This window comes from Pseudomonas sp. AC172, from assembly GCF_979258595.1.
In genome coordinates, this window is sequence record NZ_OZ409868.1 from 4,280,001 (window position 1) to 4,294,045 (window position 14,045).

At 57.8% G+C, this 14,045-nt stretch carries 14 protein-coding genes; 5 read left to right on the plus strand and 9 right to left on the minus strand.

Annotation, left to right across the window (positions count from 1 at the left end):
- Positions 1-290 precede the first annotated feature (290 nt).
- The 6 genes from msrQ to ACZ0A4_RS19280 form a co-directional block, all read right to left on the minus strand.
- Positions 291-914, minus strand: a complete 624-nt coding sequence (msrQ, locus tag ACZ0A4_RS19255) for a protein-methionine-sulfoxide reductase heme-binding subunit MsrQ (RefSeq protein ID WP_463576003.1) — start codon at positions 912-914, stop codon at positions 291-293.
- On the minus strand, positions 914-1,927 hold the full coding sequence (gene msrP / locus ACZ0A4_RS19260; protein ID WP_463576004.1) for a protein-methionine-sulfoxide reductase catalytic subunit MsrP: 1,014 nt from the start codon (positions 1,925-1,927) through the stop codon (positions 914-916). Before msrP ends, msrQ begins: the two co-directional genes overlap by 1 nt.
- A 64-nt stretch (positions 1,928-1,991) precedes the next feature.
- A complete protein-coding gene (gene pssA, locus ACZ0A4_RS19265) occupies positions 1,992-2,849 on the minus strand; it encodes a CDP-diacylglycerol--serine O-phosphatidyltransferase (RefSeq protein WP_016983477.1) in 858 nt (285 codons plus the stop codon).
- A gap of 150 nt (positions 2,850-2,999) precedes the next feature.
- Positions 3,000-4,016, minus strand: coding sequence for a ketol-acid reductoisomerase (gene ilvC, locus ACZ0A4_RS19270; RefSeq protein ID WP_053123857.1), 1,017 nt, complete (start codon positions 4,014-4,016; stop codon positions 3,000-3,002).
- Positions 4,017-4,064: 48 nt separating this feature from the next.
- The gene (gene ilvN, locus ACZ0A4_RS19275; protein WP_003176102.1) at positions 4,065-4,556 is read right to left on the minus strand and encodes an acetolactate synthase small subunit; all 492 of its coding nucleotides are present in this window, start codon (positions 4,554-4,556) and stop codon (positions 4,065-4,067) included.
- Between the two features lie 2 nt (positions 4,557-4,558).
- A complete protein-coding gene (locus ACZ0A4_RS19280) occupies positions 4,559-6,283 on the minus strand; it encodes an acetolactate synthase 3 large subunit (protein ID WP_463576005.1) in 1,725 nt (574 codons plus the stop codon).
- Between the two features lie 399 nt (positions 6,284-6,682).
- Between ACZ0A4_RS19280 and ACZ0A4_RS19285 the strand changes: the two genes are divergently transcribed.
- Positions 6,683-7,099, plus strand: a complete 417-nt coding sequence (locus ACZ0A4_RS19285; protein WP_463576006.1) for a DUF4124 domain-containing protein — start codon at positions 6,683-6,685, stop codon at positions 7,097-7,099.
- Between the two features lie 18 nt (positions 7,100-7,117).
- On the opposite strand, the gene ACZ0A4_RS19290 is transcribed toward ACZ0A4_RS19285, so the two are convergent.
- From ACZ0A4_RS19290 to mrcB, 3 genes are read right to left on the minus strand one after another with little or no spacing between them, the layout of a single operon-like run.
- Positions 7,118-7,453, minus strand: a complete 336-nt coding sequence (locus ACZ0A4_RS19290) for a YqcC family protein (protein ID WP_201231345.1) — start codon at positions 7,451-7,453, stop codon at positions 7,118-7,120.
- A complete protein-coding gene (locus tag ACZ0A4_RS19295; protein WP_038369017.1) occupies positions 7,453-8,202 on the minus strand; it encodes a lipoprotein in 750 nt (249 codons plus the stop codon). Before ACZ0A4_RS19295 ends, ACZ0A4_RS19290 begins: the two co-directional genes overlap by 1 nt.
- A 16-nt stretch (positions 8,203-8,218) precedes the next feature.
- The gene (mrcB, locus tag ACZ0A4_RS19300; RefSeq protein WP_463576007.1) at positions 8,219-10,543 is read right to left on the minus strand and encodes a penicillin-binding protein 1B; all 2,325 of its coding nucleotides are present in this window, start codon (positions 10,541-10,543) and stop codon (positions 8,219-8,221) included.
- A gap of 118 nt (positions 10,544-10,661) precedes the next feature.
- Between mrcB and ACZ0A4_RS19305 the strand changes: the two genes are divergently transcribed.
- The 4 genes from ACZ0A4_RS19305 (at position 10,662) to ACZ0A4_RS19320 (ending at position 14,040) form a co-directional block, all read left to right on the plus strand.
- Positions 10,662-12,218: a bifunctional aminoglycoside phosphotransferase/ATP-binding protein gene (locus tag ACZ0A4_RS19305; RefSeq protein WP_463576008.1), complete on the plus strand. Its 1,557-nt coding sequence runs from the start codon at positions 10,662-10,664 to the stop codon at positions 12,216-12,218.
- Between the two features lie 89 nt (positions 12,219-12,307).
- Entirely contained in the window at positions 12,308-12,652 is a 345-nt protein-coding gene (locus ACZ0A4_RS19310) for a pentapeptide repeat-containing protein (RefSeq protein WP_007909940.1), read from the plus strand.
- Between the two features lie 298 nt (positions 12,653-12,950).
- Positions 12,951-13,223, plus strand: coding sequence for a TfoX/Sxy family protein (locus ACZ0A4_RS19315; RefSeq protein WP_003228231.1), 273 nt, complete (start codon positions 12,951-12,953; stop codon positions 13,221-13,223).
- A gap of 16 nt (positions 13,224-13,239) precedes the next feature.
- Entirely contained in the window at positions 13,240-14,040 is an 801-nt protein-coding gene (locus ACZ0A4_RS19320; RefSeq protein WP_463576009.1) for a Crp/Fnr family transcriptional regulator, read from the plus strand.
- The last annotated feature ends 5 nt before the right edge of the window (positions 14,041-14,045 follow it).

Consider the following 14,045-nt stretch of genomic DNA (forward strand, 5'->3'; position numbering starts at 1 on the left):
CGCATTCTACAGCAGCCTCATTTGCTGTCAAGTGATTATTTTCAGAAGTTTTCGAAGAATTCTTCAACAACTTCAACCACTTGCGCTTCCGATCTCTCGTCAGCGGGAGGCGAATTCTACAGCGTTACACGCTGCTGTCAACACCTCTTTTTCAACTTCCTTTTGGCTTCGATGAACTGAAGCGCCCCACTGTCGAAACCTACATAACTCTTTGAATCTCAAGGAGTTTTCCGTTTCGACTGCGCCGGAAGTGGGGCGAATTATAGACATCTGAAATCTGCCGTCAACCGTTAATTTCGCTTTTCTTGCAAAACCGGCTTTTTGGCCAACAATCGCGGGATACGACGCATCACCGGCGGAATACGCAATATCAGAAGCACCGCCCCTATAGAGGCATAGACCGCCCATTCCTCAAGATCGGCGCGCACGATCCACAGCATATGCAGCAAACCCAAGCCCAGAATCACGTACACCAGGCGGTGCAGCTTCTTCCAGCGCGAGCCCAAACGACGCTGACTGTAGCGATTGGACGTCACCGCCAACGCCAACAATCCCAGAAACCCCAACGCCCCCACTATTATGTAAGGCCGCTTGCGCAACTCGACCGCCAGCTGCGACCAATCGAACCCCAGGATAAATGCCATATAGCTACACAGATGCAAAACCACATAGGCAAAACACCAAAGCCCCAACTGCCGGCGAACCGCAATCCACCCCGCCCAACCAGTGAGCTTCTGAAGCGGCGTCATGCCCAGAGTGATCAGCAACAACACCAACGTCCCCAAGCCCAGCCGATCCACCAACACCTTGCCGGGATCAGGCCCGAGTAAATCCTCGAGCGCTTGATACAACCACAGCATTGGCCAGATAGCCGCAGCAATGAATACGCCTATACGCCAGAACGGAAATCGCATCAGTAGTTCTTCCGCAGATCGAGCCCTGTATATAAAGAAGCAACTTCATCCGAATAGCCGTTGAACATCTGCGTATCACGCACATTCGGCTTGAACAGACTGTTCGGCAGACGCCGCTCCCGTGCCTGCGTCCAGCGCGGGTGATCAACTGTCGGGTTAACGTTCGCGTAAAACCCGTACTCATCTGCCGCAATGCTTTGCCAAGTGGTTTTCGGCTGCTCGCTGACCAGACTGATACGCACGATGGATTTGACGCTCTTGAAGCCATACTTCCACGGCACCACCAGACGTAGCGGCGCACCATTCTGATTTGGCAGCTCGCGGCCATACATGCCCACTGCCAGAATCGCCAAGGGGCTCATCGCCTCGTCCAATCGCAAGCCTTCTACATAAGGCCAATCGATCAAGGCAAAACCTGAGCGTTGCCCGGGCATGCTCTTGGGATCCTGCAAGGTTTCAAAGCGAATGTATTTGGCTTTGGACGTTGGCTCGACCTGCTTGAGCAACGCCGAGATCGGAAAGCCAATCCACGGAATAACCATCGACCACGCCTCGACACAGCGCAAACGGTAGATACGCTCTTCCAACTGGTAAGGCTTCATGAAGTCTTCCAGCGCATACCGCCCCGGCTTACCCACCTCCCCGTCTACCACCACACTCCATGGTTCGGTTTTCAACGATCCGGCATTCGCTGCCGGATCGCCTTTGTCGGTACCGAACTCATAGAAGTTGTTGTAGTGGGTGGCGTCTTTATAAGGCGTGATCGCCTCATCCTTGACGTTGACCGCTCCCCATTTAGTAGAAGACAGCTTGTCGTTAAACCAGGCAGGCGCTTTACCGGGTTCGACATCGGCGTACCGCACGGCATCGTCGGCACTGGCCCAACGCGGCAGGCTACTGACGGCGATAACGGCAGCAGTGGCCCCGAGTAATTGGCGGCGAGAGAGATAAGCGGATTCAGGCGTGACATCCGACTCTTGGCAGTCGGACGCTTTGGGGACTTTGATCAACATGGCAACTCCGCAGGCTTTGGAGGACAGATGCACCCATAGACTGCGGAGTATGCGGGAAATTACATCACTCGGCTTTTTTGTGCCGACGAAGATGCAACAGGTACTGCACCGGGCCAGAAGCGGCGTATGCGAGGAACACCAGCAGCAGAATGCGCGGTGGATCGCTGAAGACCACGGCGAACACCAGCACCACCGCAAGGATCGCCACGAACGGTACGCGCCCCTTCAGATCCAGCTCTTTAAAGCTGTTGTACTTGATATTACTGACCATCAGCATGCCGGCCGCCGCGACCATCAGCGCGACCAGAAACGACATCTTCGAACCCTGAATGCCGTAATCGCTGAACGCCCAGACAATACCCGCAACCACACCGGCTGCTGCCGGACTGGCCAGACCGATGAAGTAGCGTTTATCAGCGGTGCCCACTTGGGTGTTGAAGCGCGCCAAACGCAACGCAGCGCCCGCAACATAGATGAAGGCGACCATCCAGCCAACCTTGCCCATGTCGCCCAACGCCCAGCCGAACGCCAGCAGCGCCGGTGCAACACCGAACGCGACCATGTCCGACAGCGAGTCGTATTCAGCACCGAAAGCACTTTGCGTATTGGTCATGCGTGCCACACGACCATCAAGGCCGTCGAGCACCATGGCGACGAAAATCGCGATCGCGGCGAACGCGAAATACTTGCTCGCATTCGCCGAGTCACCGGCACTCAACGCAGCCTGGGCACTCATGGAGTTGATGATGGAGTAAAACCCTGCGAACAGGTTCGCAGTGGTGAACAGATTCGGCAGCAGATAGATACCACGATGCCGGACTTTACGACCTTCTGCGTCGTGCCCTTCTTCGATGTGTTCATCGATGGGCAGCAGGCTTTCGGCGTCAGAAGCCTTGTTCGGCTCTTCGGGACGTTCGCTCATGGACATTACCTTGCAACGGTTTGAAGAAAATTCGACAGGTGCTTGAGGACGACAGTTCGGCCACAAACGCTGCAGCTTTATACCAGAACCACCGCCTCAAACGAAAAAACGCGGCCGAGGCCGCGTTTTTTTCATACAAGGGACAACGACTTAGTTTTTGGCTTTGTCGACGATCTTGTTGGCACCGATCCACGGCATCATGGAGCGCAGTTGCTCGCCGATGATTTCGATACCGTGGGCGGCGTTGTTACGACGCTTGGCGGTCATCGAAGGGTAGCCGGTTGCGCCTTCGCTGATGAACATTTTGGCGTATTCGCCGTCCTGAATACGTTTCAGGGCGTTGCGCATGGCCTGACGGGATTCGGCGTTGATCACTTCCGGGCCAGTCACGTACTCGCCGTATTCGGCGTTGTTGGAGATCGAGTAGTTCATGTTGGCGATACCGCCTTCGTACATGAGGTCAACGATCAGCTTCAGTTCGTGCAGGCACTCGAAGTAGGCCATTTCCGGCGCGTAGCCAGCTTCAACCAGGGTTTCAAACCCGGCTTTTACCAGTTCAACGGTACCGCCGCACAGAACGGCTTGTTCGCCGAACAGGTCGGTTTCAGTCTCGTCCTTGAAGGTGGTTTCGATGATGCCGGTACGACCGCCACCAACGCCAGCGGCGTAAGACAGTGCAACGTTTTTGGCGTTGCCCGAGGCGTCCTGGTAGATCGCGATCAGGTCAGGGATACCGCCGCCTTTCACGAACTCGGAACGTACGGTATGGCCTGGTGCTTTCGGCGCGATCATGATCACGTCGAGGTCGGCACGCGGCACAACCTGGTTGTAGTGGATCGCGAAGCCGTGGGAGAAGGCCAGGGTGGCGCCTTTCTTGATGTTCGGCTCGATTTCATTCTTGTACAGCGACGACTGGAACTCGTCCGGGGTCAGGATCATGACCAGGTCGGCAGCCGCAACAGCGGAAGCAACGTCAGTCACTTTCAGGCCGTGAGCTTCAGCTTTGGCAACGGTGGCCGAACCTTTACGCAGACCAACAGTAACGTCAACGCCGGAATCTTTCAGGTTGCACGCTTGGGCGTGGCCCTGGGAACCGTAACCGATGATGGCAACTTTCTTGCCCTGGATGATCGACAGGTCGCAGTCTTTTTCGTAATAAACTTTCATGAAATTCCCCTATATATCCAGGCCGTTCAGGCCATTCACTAATTTGGTTTAGATGCTGAGTACTTTGTCGCCGCGGGCAATGCCGGTCACGCCGCTGCGGACGGTTTCCAGAATCGATGCGGTGCCGATGGACTGAATGAAGCTGTCGAGCTTGTCGCTGGTACCGGTCAATTGAACGGTATACACGCTGGCACTGACATCGACGATCTGTCCACGGTAAATATCGGTGGTGCGTTTGATCTCGGCGCGCTGGGCGCCAGTGGCCTTGACCTTGACCAGCATCAGTTCGCGCTCGATGTGAGCACTTTCCGACAGGTCCACCAGCTTGACCACTTCGATCAGCTTGTTCAGGTTTTTGGTGATCTGCTCGATGACTTCATCGTGGCCAACAGTGGTCAGCGTCAGGCGCGACAGGGTCGGGTCTTCGGTCGGAGCCACGGTCAGGCTTTCGATGTTGTAGTTGCGCTGCGAGAACAGGCCGACTACGCGAGACAAAGCGCCGGGTTCGTTTTCCAGAAGCAAGGAAATAATGTGCCGCATGATTAAGTACGCTCCGTCTTGCTCAGCCACATATCGCGCATCGAGCCGTCTTTGATCTGCATCGGATAGACGTGCTCGCTGGTGTCGACCGAAATATCGATCACCACCAGGCGATCCTTCATGGCGAACGCTTCTGCCATCTTCGACTTCAAATCTTTCGATTCGGTGATGCGTACGCCAACGTGGCCATAGGCTTCAGCCAACTTGACGAAGTCAGGCAGCGATTCCATGTAGGAGTGCGAGTGACGGCTGCCGTAGCTCATGTCCTGCCACTGACGCACCATCCCCAGAACACCGTTGTTCAGGATGACGATTTTCACTGGCAAGCCATATTGCAGGCAGGTCGACAGTTCCTGAATGTTCATCTGGATACTGCCTTCACCGGTGACGCAGGCAACGTCGTCATCCGGGAAGCTCAACTTGATGCCCATGGCCGCCGGGAAACCGAAGCCCATGGTGCCCAGACCACCGGAGTTGATCCAGCGATTCGGCTTGTTGAACGTGTAGTACTGCGCCGCGAACATCTGGTGCTGGCCCACGTCGGAAGTGATAAAGGCATCGCCCTTGGTCACTTCGCAGAGGGTTTCGATCACGGTCTGCGGCTTGATCACGCTGCCGTCGCCCTTTTCGTAAGGGAACAGGCCGCGATCACCGCGCCATTCATCCACCTGCTTCCACCAACTGGCCACGGACTCCTTGTTCGGGGTCTCGCCGATTTCCTTGAGGATCGCGACCATTTCGGTCAGGACGCTCTCAACCGGACCAACGATAGGCACGTCGGCCTTGATGGTCTTGGAAATCGAAGCCGGGTCGATGTCGATGTGGATGATCTTGGCGTTCGGGCAGAACTTCGCCGGGCCGTTGATCACGCGATCGTCGAAACGCGCGCCGACCGCGAGGATCACGTCAGCATGGTGCATCGCCAGGTTGGCGGTATAGCTGCCGTGCATGCCAAGCATGCCGATGAACTGACGATCAGTCCCCGGGAAACCGCCCAGGCCCATCAACGTGTTGGTCACGGGCAGGTTAAGCATTTTCGCCAGTTCGGTCAGCGGTGCGGAACCGTTGCCGAGAATCACGCCGCCGCCGGAGTACATGACCGGACGCTTCGCCGCCAGGAGCATTTCTGCCGCCTTGCGGATTTGCCCGGAGTGACCGCGAACGGCCGGGCTGTAGGAACGCAGCTTGGCTTTCTTCGGGAAGATGTATTCGAACTTCTCGGCCGGGTTGGTCATGTCTTTCGGGATATCGACCACGACCGGGCCCGGACGACCGGATTGCGCCAGGTAGAAGGCCTTCTTCATGACTTCCGGGATTTCCGAAGCGTGCTTGATCATGAAGCTGTGCTTCACGATCGGCCGGGAGATACCGATCATGTCGGTTTCCTGGAACGCGTCGGTGCCGACCATGGTGCTTGGCACCTGACCGGAAATGATCACCATTGGAATCGAGTCCATATAGGCCGTCGCGATACCGGTAATGGCGTTTGTGGCGCCAGGACCGGACGTCACCAATACCACGCCGGCTTTACCGGTGGCACGGGCATAACCGTCAGCCATATGGGTTGCCGCTTGTTCGTGACGAACCAGGATGTGAGTCACTTCCGGTTCTTTGAACAGGGCATCGTAAACATGCAGGAGAGCACCACCCGGGTACCCGTAGATATATTTGACGCCTTCGTCACGCAAAAAGCGGACGAGCATCTCACCGCCAGATAAAAGCTCCACGTTGTTCACCTCTAAAACGCCAGAATACCGTCCACAAAAAAGGGGCGGGTCTTAATAGGTTTACTTCTCGGCAGAGCATGAGCGACGGTGGTCGCCGACTACGTCAGCACTGACTGAGCAAGTATTGGGATCGTCCCAAGTGTTGCGGGCCTTTCCCACCCAGCGCGAGGTAACGCGTTGCGGGTGTAACAGGTCGGCGCGGATGTGCGCCTCATGATCTACCGAGTGGGTCTGCTTCTGGCAGTCCCTCTACAGCGGACTTTGGATTCTTCTGTTTCGCCCTCTCCAAGTCAAGCCGTCTATGTGGTTAATTGTGGGTAAGCACATGAGAACGCAAGAAAAAACCTGAAAACCGCTACTCTGTTAGTGTCAATTGCGCATTTTTGCCAAGGAATCAGCATGCGAACGCTCCTCCTTACTCTGCTGATCGGCCTCAGCCCATGGTGCATGGCCGCTCAAATCTACAAATGGGTCGATGCTCAAGGCGTTACGCACTTCGATGCGCAGCCGCCGCAGGGTCAGCCATCGACGACAATGCAGACGCCCTCCTCGCCCCCACCGAAACCCGCGGAAATGCCAGGCAGTGGCACGCTCGGTGATCAGAAGGCTATCGATGACAAAGTGAAGAAGCAGGTTGCGGATCAACAGGTGCAGCTCAAACAGTTTTGTGAGCAGGCACGGACGAACCTTGCGCAGTTGCAGAATAATCCGCGATTACGGGAAGAAGTGGAGGGACAATTGCGGAGGCTGGACGACGCACAGCGCCAGGAGCGCATCATAGAAGCGCAGAAACAGATAGCAGAAAACTGCCAGTAATGACTGGCAGCTTCCGGGTTAGCGCGAGGCAGTGATCAGCAGGTCAAACTCTTTGAGCAGCACCTGCAGCTGACGATCCTTGCCCTGCAGATTGCGCTGGGCGAAGACCATTTCAGCCATTTCCTGAATCCCTGAGGCATTCGGCAATGGCAGATCCTGTTCGAGGATCATCTTCATGCGTGGCAGGAAGATCCATTGCAACCATTGCTCGAAGTCCAGCGTATCGACCGAAAAAGGCTCGACACTGCTCAAAGCTTCGGCCGACGGCGAAACTTCGTCCCACCAACCCTGAGTGCGCAGTTCACGCTCGATCAGCAACAACTGATCGGCGATTTTCGGGAAACGGGCATCCATCACAGCGAAACCTTGGCCTTCTGGCGGGCCTGAGCGGCACCGGCCGAGTCGCCTTGTTTCTCACGGGACTGAGCAATGATTTCCCACAGGTTGGCTTGCAGGTCCGGGCGACCGTTGGCCATGGTCAGCGCACGACGGGCGAACTGCTCGGCTTGCGGCGCATCACCTTGAGCCATGCGCACCTGCGCCAGGCGATAAAGCACTTGCGGCTCACGCGGAGCGACACGCTGGGCACGCTCCAGGCTCGACGATGCACCGTTGAGGTCGCCGCCGGCCTGTTGCTGTTGCGCAGTGGTCAGCAAAGCGAGTACCGGACCGTCCAGTTGCTCGTCGGCCGACAAACCGCCGCCACTGCTGGCCGAAGGAATGCCGCTTGGCGTCGACGGCATGCTGTAGCTGCCGGAGTTGATCGGCGCCGATTCAACAGCCGAAGGATTGTACGGCCCCGGCGTAATACCACCAGACGCCGGACCCGGCACAATCGGCGAGGAGCTGATCGGCGCAGAAGTCGTCGCGCCACCACCCGGCACCATCACCACCACGCCAGTATCACCTTGCGGAATCGCCTGAGTCTGGCCCTGCGCAGGACGCTTGACCGTCGTTTGACGGAAGCCGCCATTGGCCGAAATACGTTCGCTGTTGGACACCGCAGTACCGGAATCAACCACCGGAATCGAACCACGCTGTACGGAAGAGCAGCCGCTGAGCAAAGCCACGGCGGTCACCGCTGGAATCAACCACTTGTTCACTTGAAACCCTCTTTGCTTAATTCATCCAGCCCTTGACCCAATCCATCACCGATTCGCCGGAAGCAGGCGTTTCGCCCGCACACGCGGCGCCGGGTGGCGGTTCGCTGCCGCGAATATACGGCATCTGCACCGCCCCCGGGCAGTTGGCGTCGGAGCCCTGCCCGGTGCGCGAATCGACCCACGCCTGCACGACGTTGTCCGGCTGCGGCATATCCAGCGGCAGCGGATCGGCTTTGCGCATGAAACTGGTCCAGACCTGCAGCGCACCGGTCGCACCGGTGAACGGTGTCTTGCCGTTATCGTCGCGCCCCAGCCAGACCACCGCCAGCAGATCCTGACTGAAACCGGCGAACCAGCTGTCACGGGAATCGTTACTGGTACCAGTCTTGCCCGCCAGTGTCAGGGTTTTCGGCAACACGTTATAAACCGAGCTGCCGGTACCTTCACGCATCACGCGTTGCATGGCGTTCTGGATCAGATAAATGGACGCCGGATCGAAACGCTGTTCGATCTGGAACGGATAACGCTTGAGCGGTTCGCCCTCGGCGGTCAGTACGCTGCGAATCCCGCGCATCGGCGTATTGAAACCACCGTTGGCGAGGGTCTGGTACATGGTCGCGACTTCGATAGGCGTCATGCCGCCGGCACCCAGCAACATAGATGGGAATGCCGGGAATTCGCGCGTCACGCCCAAACGGCCCAAAGTCTTGAGCACGTTCGGCACGCCCACTTCCAGACCCAGACGCGAAGTCGACAGGTTGTAGGAATGCGCCAACCCTTGATACAGGAACACAGTGCCGTGGGAACGGCGGTCATAGTTCTGCGGTTTCCACACCTGACCGTTCGCGCCTTTGACCGACAACGGATCGTCGGACAGCCAACTGGTCAGCGTGTACTGGCTCGGTTTTTCCAGCGCAGTCAGATAAACCGCCGGTTTGATCAACGAACCGATCGGTCGCACCGCATCCAGCGCACGGTTGAACCCGGCGTAACTGGCCTGACGGCTGCCGATCATCGCCTGGACTTCGCCGGTTTCCGGATTGGTCACGACCATCGCGGCTTCCACATCATCGGAGCCTTTGCGACCGGACAGACGTTTAAAGGTGTCGTTGACCGACGCCTCGGCTTTCATCTGCAGGATCGGGTCGAAGCTGGTGAAGATGCGCAGGCCCTCTTCGGTCAAGTCTTCGTCGCGATAGTCTTCACGCAACTGACGTTTGACCAGATCGATAAAGCCGGGGAACGAGCTGTCGGCCAGTTTGCCGCGAGTGGTCACGCCCAACGGCATGTTCTTCGCTGCGGCCACTTGCTCGGCCGTCGCTACGCCTTGTTGCTCAAGCACATCGAGCACCAGATTGCGGCGTTCCAGCGCGCGCTCCGGGTTGCGACGCGGGTTGTAGTAGGACGGGCCTTTGACCATGCCGACCAGCAACGCCACCTGATGCAGTTTCAGCTCGGACAATGGCTGGCCAAAGAAGAACTGACTGGCCAGACCGAAACCGTGCACCGCACGCTGACCATCCTGCCCGACGAAGACTTCGTTGAGGTAGGCCTCAAGAATTTCCTTCTTGTCGTAATGCAGTTCCAGCAGCATCGCCATCATCGCTTCGGTGAGCTTGCGGGTCAGGCTGCGTTCGTTGGTCAGGTAGAAGTTTTTCACCAACTGCTGAGTCAGCGTACTGCCGCCCTGCGTCATCTTGCCGCCTGAGGTGTTGACCCAGATAGCCCGGGCAATCGACTTCGGCGACACACCCCAGTGGCTGTAGTAATCGCGATCCTCGACCGCGACCAGGGTTTCGAGCAGATATGGCGGCACCTGATCAAGCTTGATCAGAATGCGGTCTTCGAGATTCTTCGGATAAATACCACCGATCATCAGCGGCTCGAGGCGCACAACGGACAATTTCGAACCGTTGGTCGCCGACAGCTCAGCCACATAATCGCCGGAGAAACGCACACGCACCGGCTGCGGTTTTTCCAGGCCTTCATAGAACTGGAAGCCACGGGTATTCAGATCGACTGTGCTACCGCTGACGGCTGCGGCACCGGGGCCATTGCTCACGGCTTCGCGGCGGTAGCCGAGGGCATCGAGCTCGGTAAGGAAATCGTCCTTGCTGAGCTTTTGTCCGACGAACAGCTCGAGCGGCCGAGCGTAGACCTTCGCCGGGATGGTCCAGCGCTTGCCGGAGAACTTCTCCTGCACCACGGCATCGAGGTATACGGCGAAGCCGGCCAGCACGACAAGGCCGACCAGACTGAGTTTAATGGCCCAGCTCAACCACGGGCTAAGGCCCTTGGAGGGTGGTTTTTTCTTGGTACGGGGGGATCGAGTTCGAGTCATGGCGGCGGATTATACGCACTTTATTCATACTCAACAGGAGCGCTCCGAGGTTTGCGTCAGGCTGGCGAGCGGCCATAATGGCGGCCTCGAATTTCCCCCAGTCTCTGAAGGATCGCCCGTGAGCCAGTCACTGATCGCTGCCCTGCAAAACCCGGCCCTCTACCCGCACCCTGTCGAAGGGTTTCAGGTCATCGAAACGCATATCTCGTGGGTAATCCTCACTGGCCCGTTCGCTTATAAGGTGAAGAAGCCTGTGAACTTCGGCTTCCTCGACTTCACCGGCCTCGAATCACGCGCACATTTCTGCGCTGAAGAGCTGCGTCTGAACCAGCGCTTGACCGCTGATTTGTATCTGGAAGTGTTGCCAGTCACCGGCAGCGTTGAAGCACCGCAAATAGGCGGCGACGGCCCGGCGATCGAATACGTGCTGAAAATGCGTCAGTTCCCGCAGAGCGGTTTGCTCAGCACTCTGCAAGCCAACGGCGAACTGACCACTCAGCACATCGACGAGATGGCTGAGCAGATTGCGCGCTTCCATCTCACTGCACCAAAAGTCCCGGCCGAACACGACGCCGGTACCCCAGCCAGCGTGATGGCACCCGTCTCGCAAAACTTCGAGCAGATCCTGCCGTTCCTCAGCGATAAGAACGATCTGCTACAACTCGAGGCGCTGAAAGCCTGGGCCGAGAGCAGCTTCGAGCGTCTCAAGCCACTGTTCGCCCAGCGCAAAACCGAAGGTTTCACCCGGGAATGCCACGGCGATATCCATCTGGGCAACGCCACCGTCATCGACGGCAAAGTGGTGATCTTCGACTGCATCGAGTTCAACGAACCGTTCCGTTTCACTGACGTCTGGGCCGACACCGGTTTCCTGGCGATGGACCTGGAAGACCGCGGCCTGAAATCTCTGGCGCGCCGCTTCATCAGCCAATACCTGGAATTGACCGGCGATTACCAAGGCCTGGAAGTGCTGAACTTCTATAAAGCCTACCGTGCACTGGTTCGCGCCAAGGTTGCGCTGTTCAGCATGCCCGCGGACGCGACGCCAGTGCAGCGCGCCACCACCCTGCGCCAGTATCGCAACTACGCCAACCTGGCCGAAAGCTACAGCACCATTCCTTCGCGCTTCATGGCCATCACCCACGGCGTTTCCGCGGTCGGCAAGAGCCACGTGGCCATGCGTCTGGTCGAAGCGCTGGGCGCCATTCGCCTGCGTTCGGACGTTGAACGCAAGCGCCTGTTCGGTGAGCAAACTGTCGCCAACGACGTGCAGGCCGGCATTTACAGTGCCGACGCCAGCGCCGCGACCTACGCGCGTTTGCATGAAATCGCTGAAATCATCCTGCACGCCGGTTTCCCGGTGGTGATCGATGCGACTTATCTGAAGCGCGAACAACGCGACAACGCAGCAAAAATTGCCGAAGCCACCGGCACGCCGTTCCTGATCCTCGACTGCAACGCCCCGCAAGCGGTGATCGAGAGCTGGCTGGCGATTCGTCAGGCGGACAAACAGGATCCGTCCGACGCCACACTGGCCGTGATCGAAGCGCAGCAGGCCAATCGTGAAGCGCTGACGCCGGAAGAAATCCTGCGCAGCAAACGCGTGCAGACCAATGAATCCGGCACGCTGGACACGGTGGTTGCGCAGATTCGTCAGCGCCTGCCAGGCCTGTAAAAACTATTTCGGCCGTGAAGCCCTCGCTTGCTTCACGGCCGTCAAATAGTGGCACTATACTGGCGTCATAAAACCAACGGTGATATGACATGAGCCAGCCGAAACTTCTCGACACCCCGCTATATGCCTTGCTGCACAAAGACGACATCACAGGTTTCAACAAGGAGCGTCCACAGGACGGCCCGATTGACATGGTCGGCGGCGATTTTCGCGGTCTTGATCTGCGTGAGCTGAATGCCGATGGCGTGGATTTCCGGGACGCGTACTTCCGTTCTGCCGATTTGCGTGGCATCGATTTCCGTAACGCATCGCTGGAAGGTGCAAGCCTGGCCCATGCGCAGATTTCCGGGGCGTATTTCCCGCCGGAGCTGAGTGCTGACGAGATTCTGATGTCGATGAATTTCGGTACGCGTTTGCGTTATCGCACCCGCTGAAAGTTCTTTGCCTCTCTGACACAACGCCTCCCTCCTGTGGGAGCGAGCTTGCTCGCAAAGGCGTAGTGTCAGTGCCCCTACCGTAAGAGTCAGACCGCTTTCGCGAGCAAGCTCGCTCCCACATTTATCAGCATTTCTCCCCTTCTCCCTGCGCCCGCAGAGCTTTCGCAACCTTATACAGCGCCCTTTCTTAGAAGCGTTTGCGTTGAATCCGACCAAACAACCACGCTTTTCCTACTGATGGCTACACTCCTGAGAAGCTCGCCCACGCACCATTCGGCCGTCGCAAGGAGGCTTGATGAATGATGAACTGCAACACCTGAAGAATCTTGGCAAGACGTCGGCGCAATGGCTGCATGCCGTGGGCATCCACAGCGCCTCGGACTTGCGTCGCCTGGGCGCGGTGGACGCCTACCGGGCCGTGCGTACCCGCGGGTTTCGCGCATCGAAGGTGTTGTTGTATGCGATCGAAGGCGCGCTGATGGATGTGCACTGGAACGACATCCCCGCTGAACGCAAGGACGCCCTGAACAAACAACTCGAAGCCATTTCCTCGCGCCACAAGAACTGAACGGGCATAGGCCGTTATGTATTTACTGGGGGAACAATCGGCCTGGGCCGATGCCTTGATCAATCGTTTGCAGAGCTTGCCTGCGCTGTGGTTGCGCGACCTGGCGCCTTGCGGGCCGCTTATGGAGCTGGAGGTGTCGGATGATTTACTCGCGCAGTTACCCGCCGACCAGTTATTCCTGCTCAATGAAGGTGTGATCAGCGGCTGTCTGGGCGCACGCCCACTGCTTTATTGGCAGGAGGGCGATTTGATCGGCCTTCAGCAGGGTGAGGACTGGGCTGATTGCCGTTTGTGCAGTGATGGGGCATTGCGTTTGACGCCCTATCGGCGCCGTGAGGTTTTTCAGCACTTGTATGCCGACGCTCATCGCGCAGACCAGTTTTTGGAGTATCTGCTAGGGCAAATGGCAATCCTCGCCCATGCCGTCGCAGACCTGAAACCGCGCGAGTTCCGCAGTACCAATGGCTTCAAACGGGTCGAGGCGGGTGAAATTCTGATCAATCAGGGTGACGTGGCTGATCACGTGTTTGTGATCATCGACGGGCATGCCGAAGCGTTTGTGGACGGGCAAAAAGTCGGAGACGTGGCCAAGGACGAGGTTTTCGGTGCCATGGCCGTGTTCACTGGCGAACCACGCAATGCCACGGTCGTGGCCCGAGAGACGAGCACCGTAATGCTGATTCCCGGTGATCAATTCTTGAGCATGACCCGCACCAACCCGAAGATCGCCCACAGCCTGATCGAGAGCATGGCGCGGCGGATCGGCCAGCTTAATCGGCAGATCACGCAAATGAGCCCAACTGAAGCCAAGCGCTGAAGCCC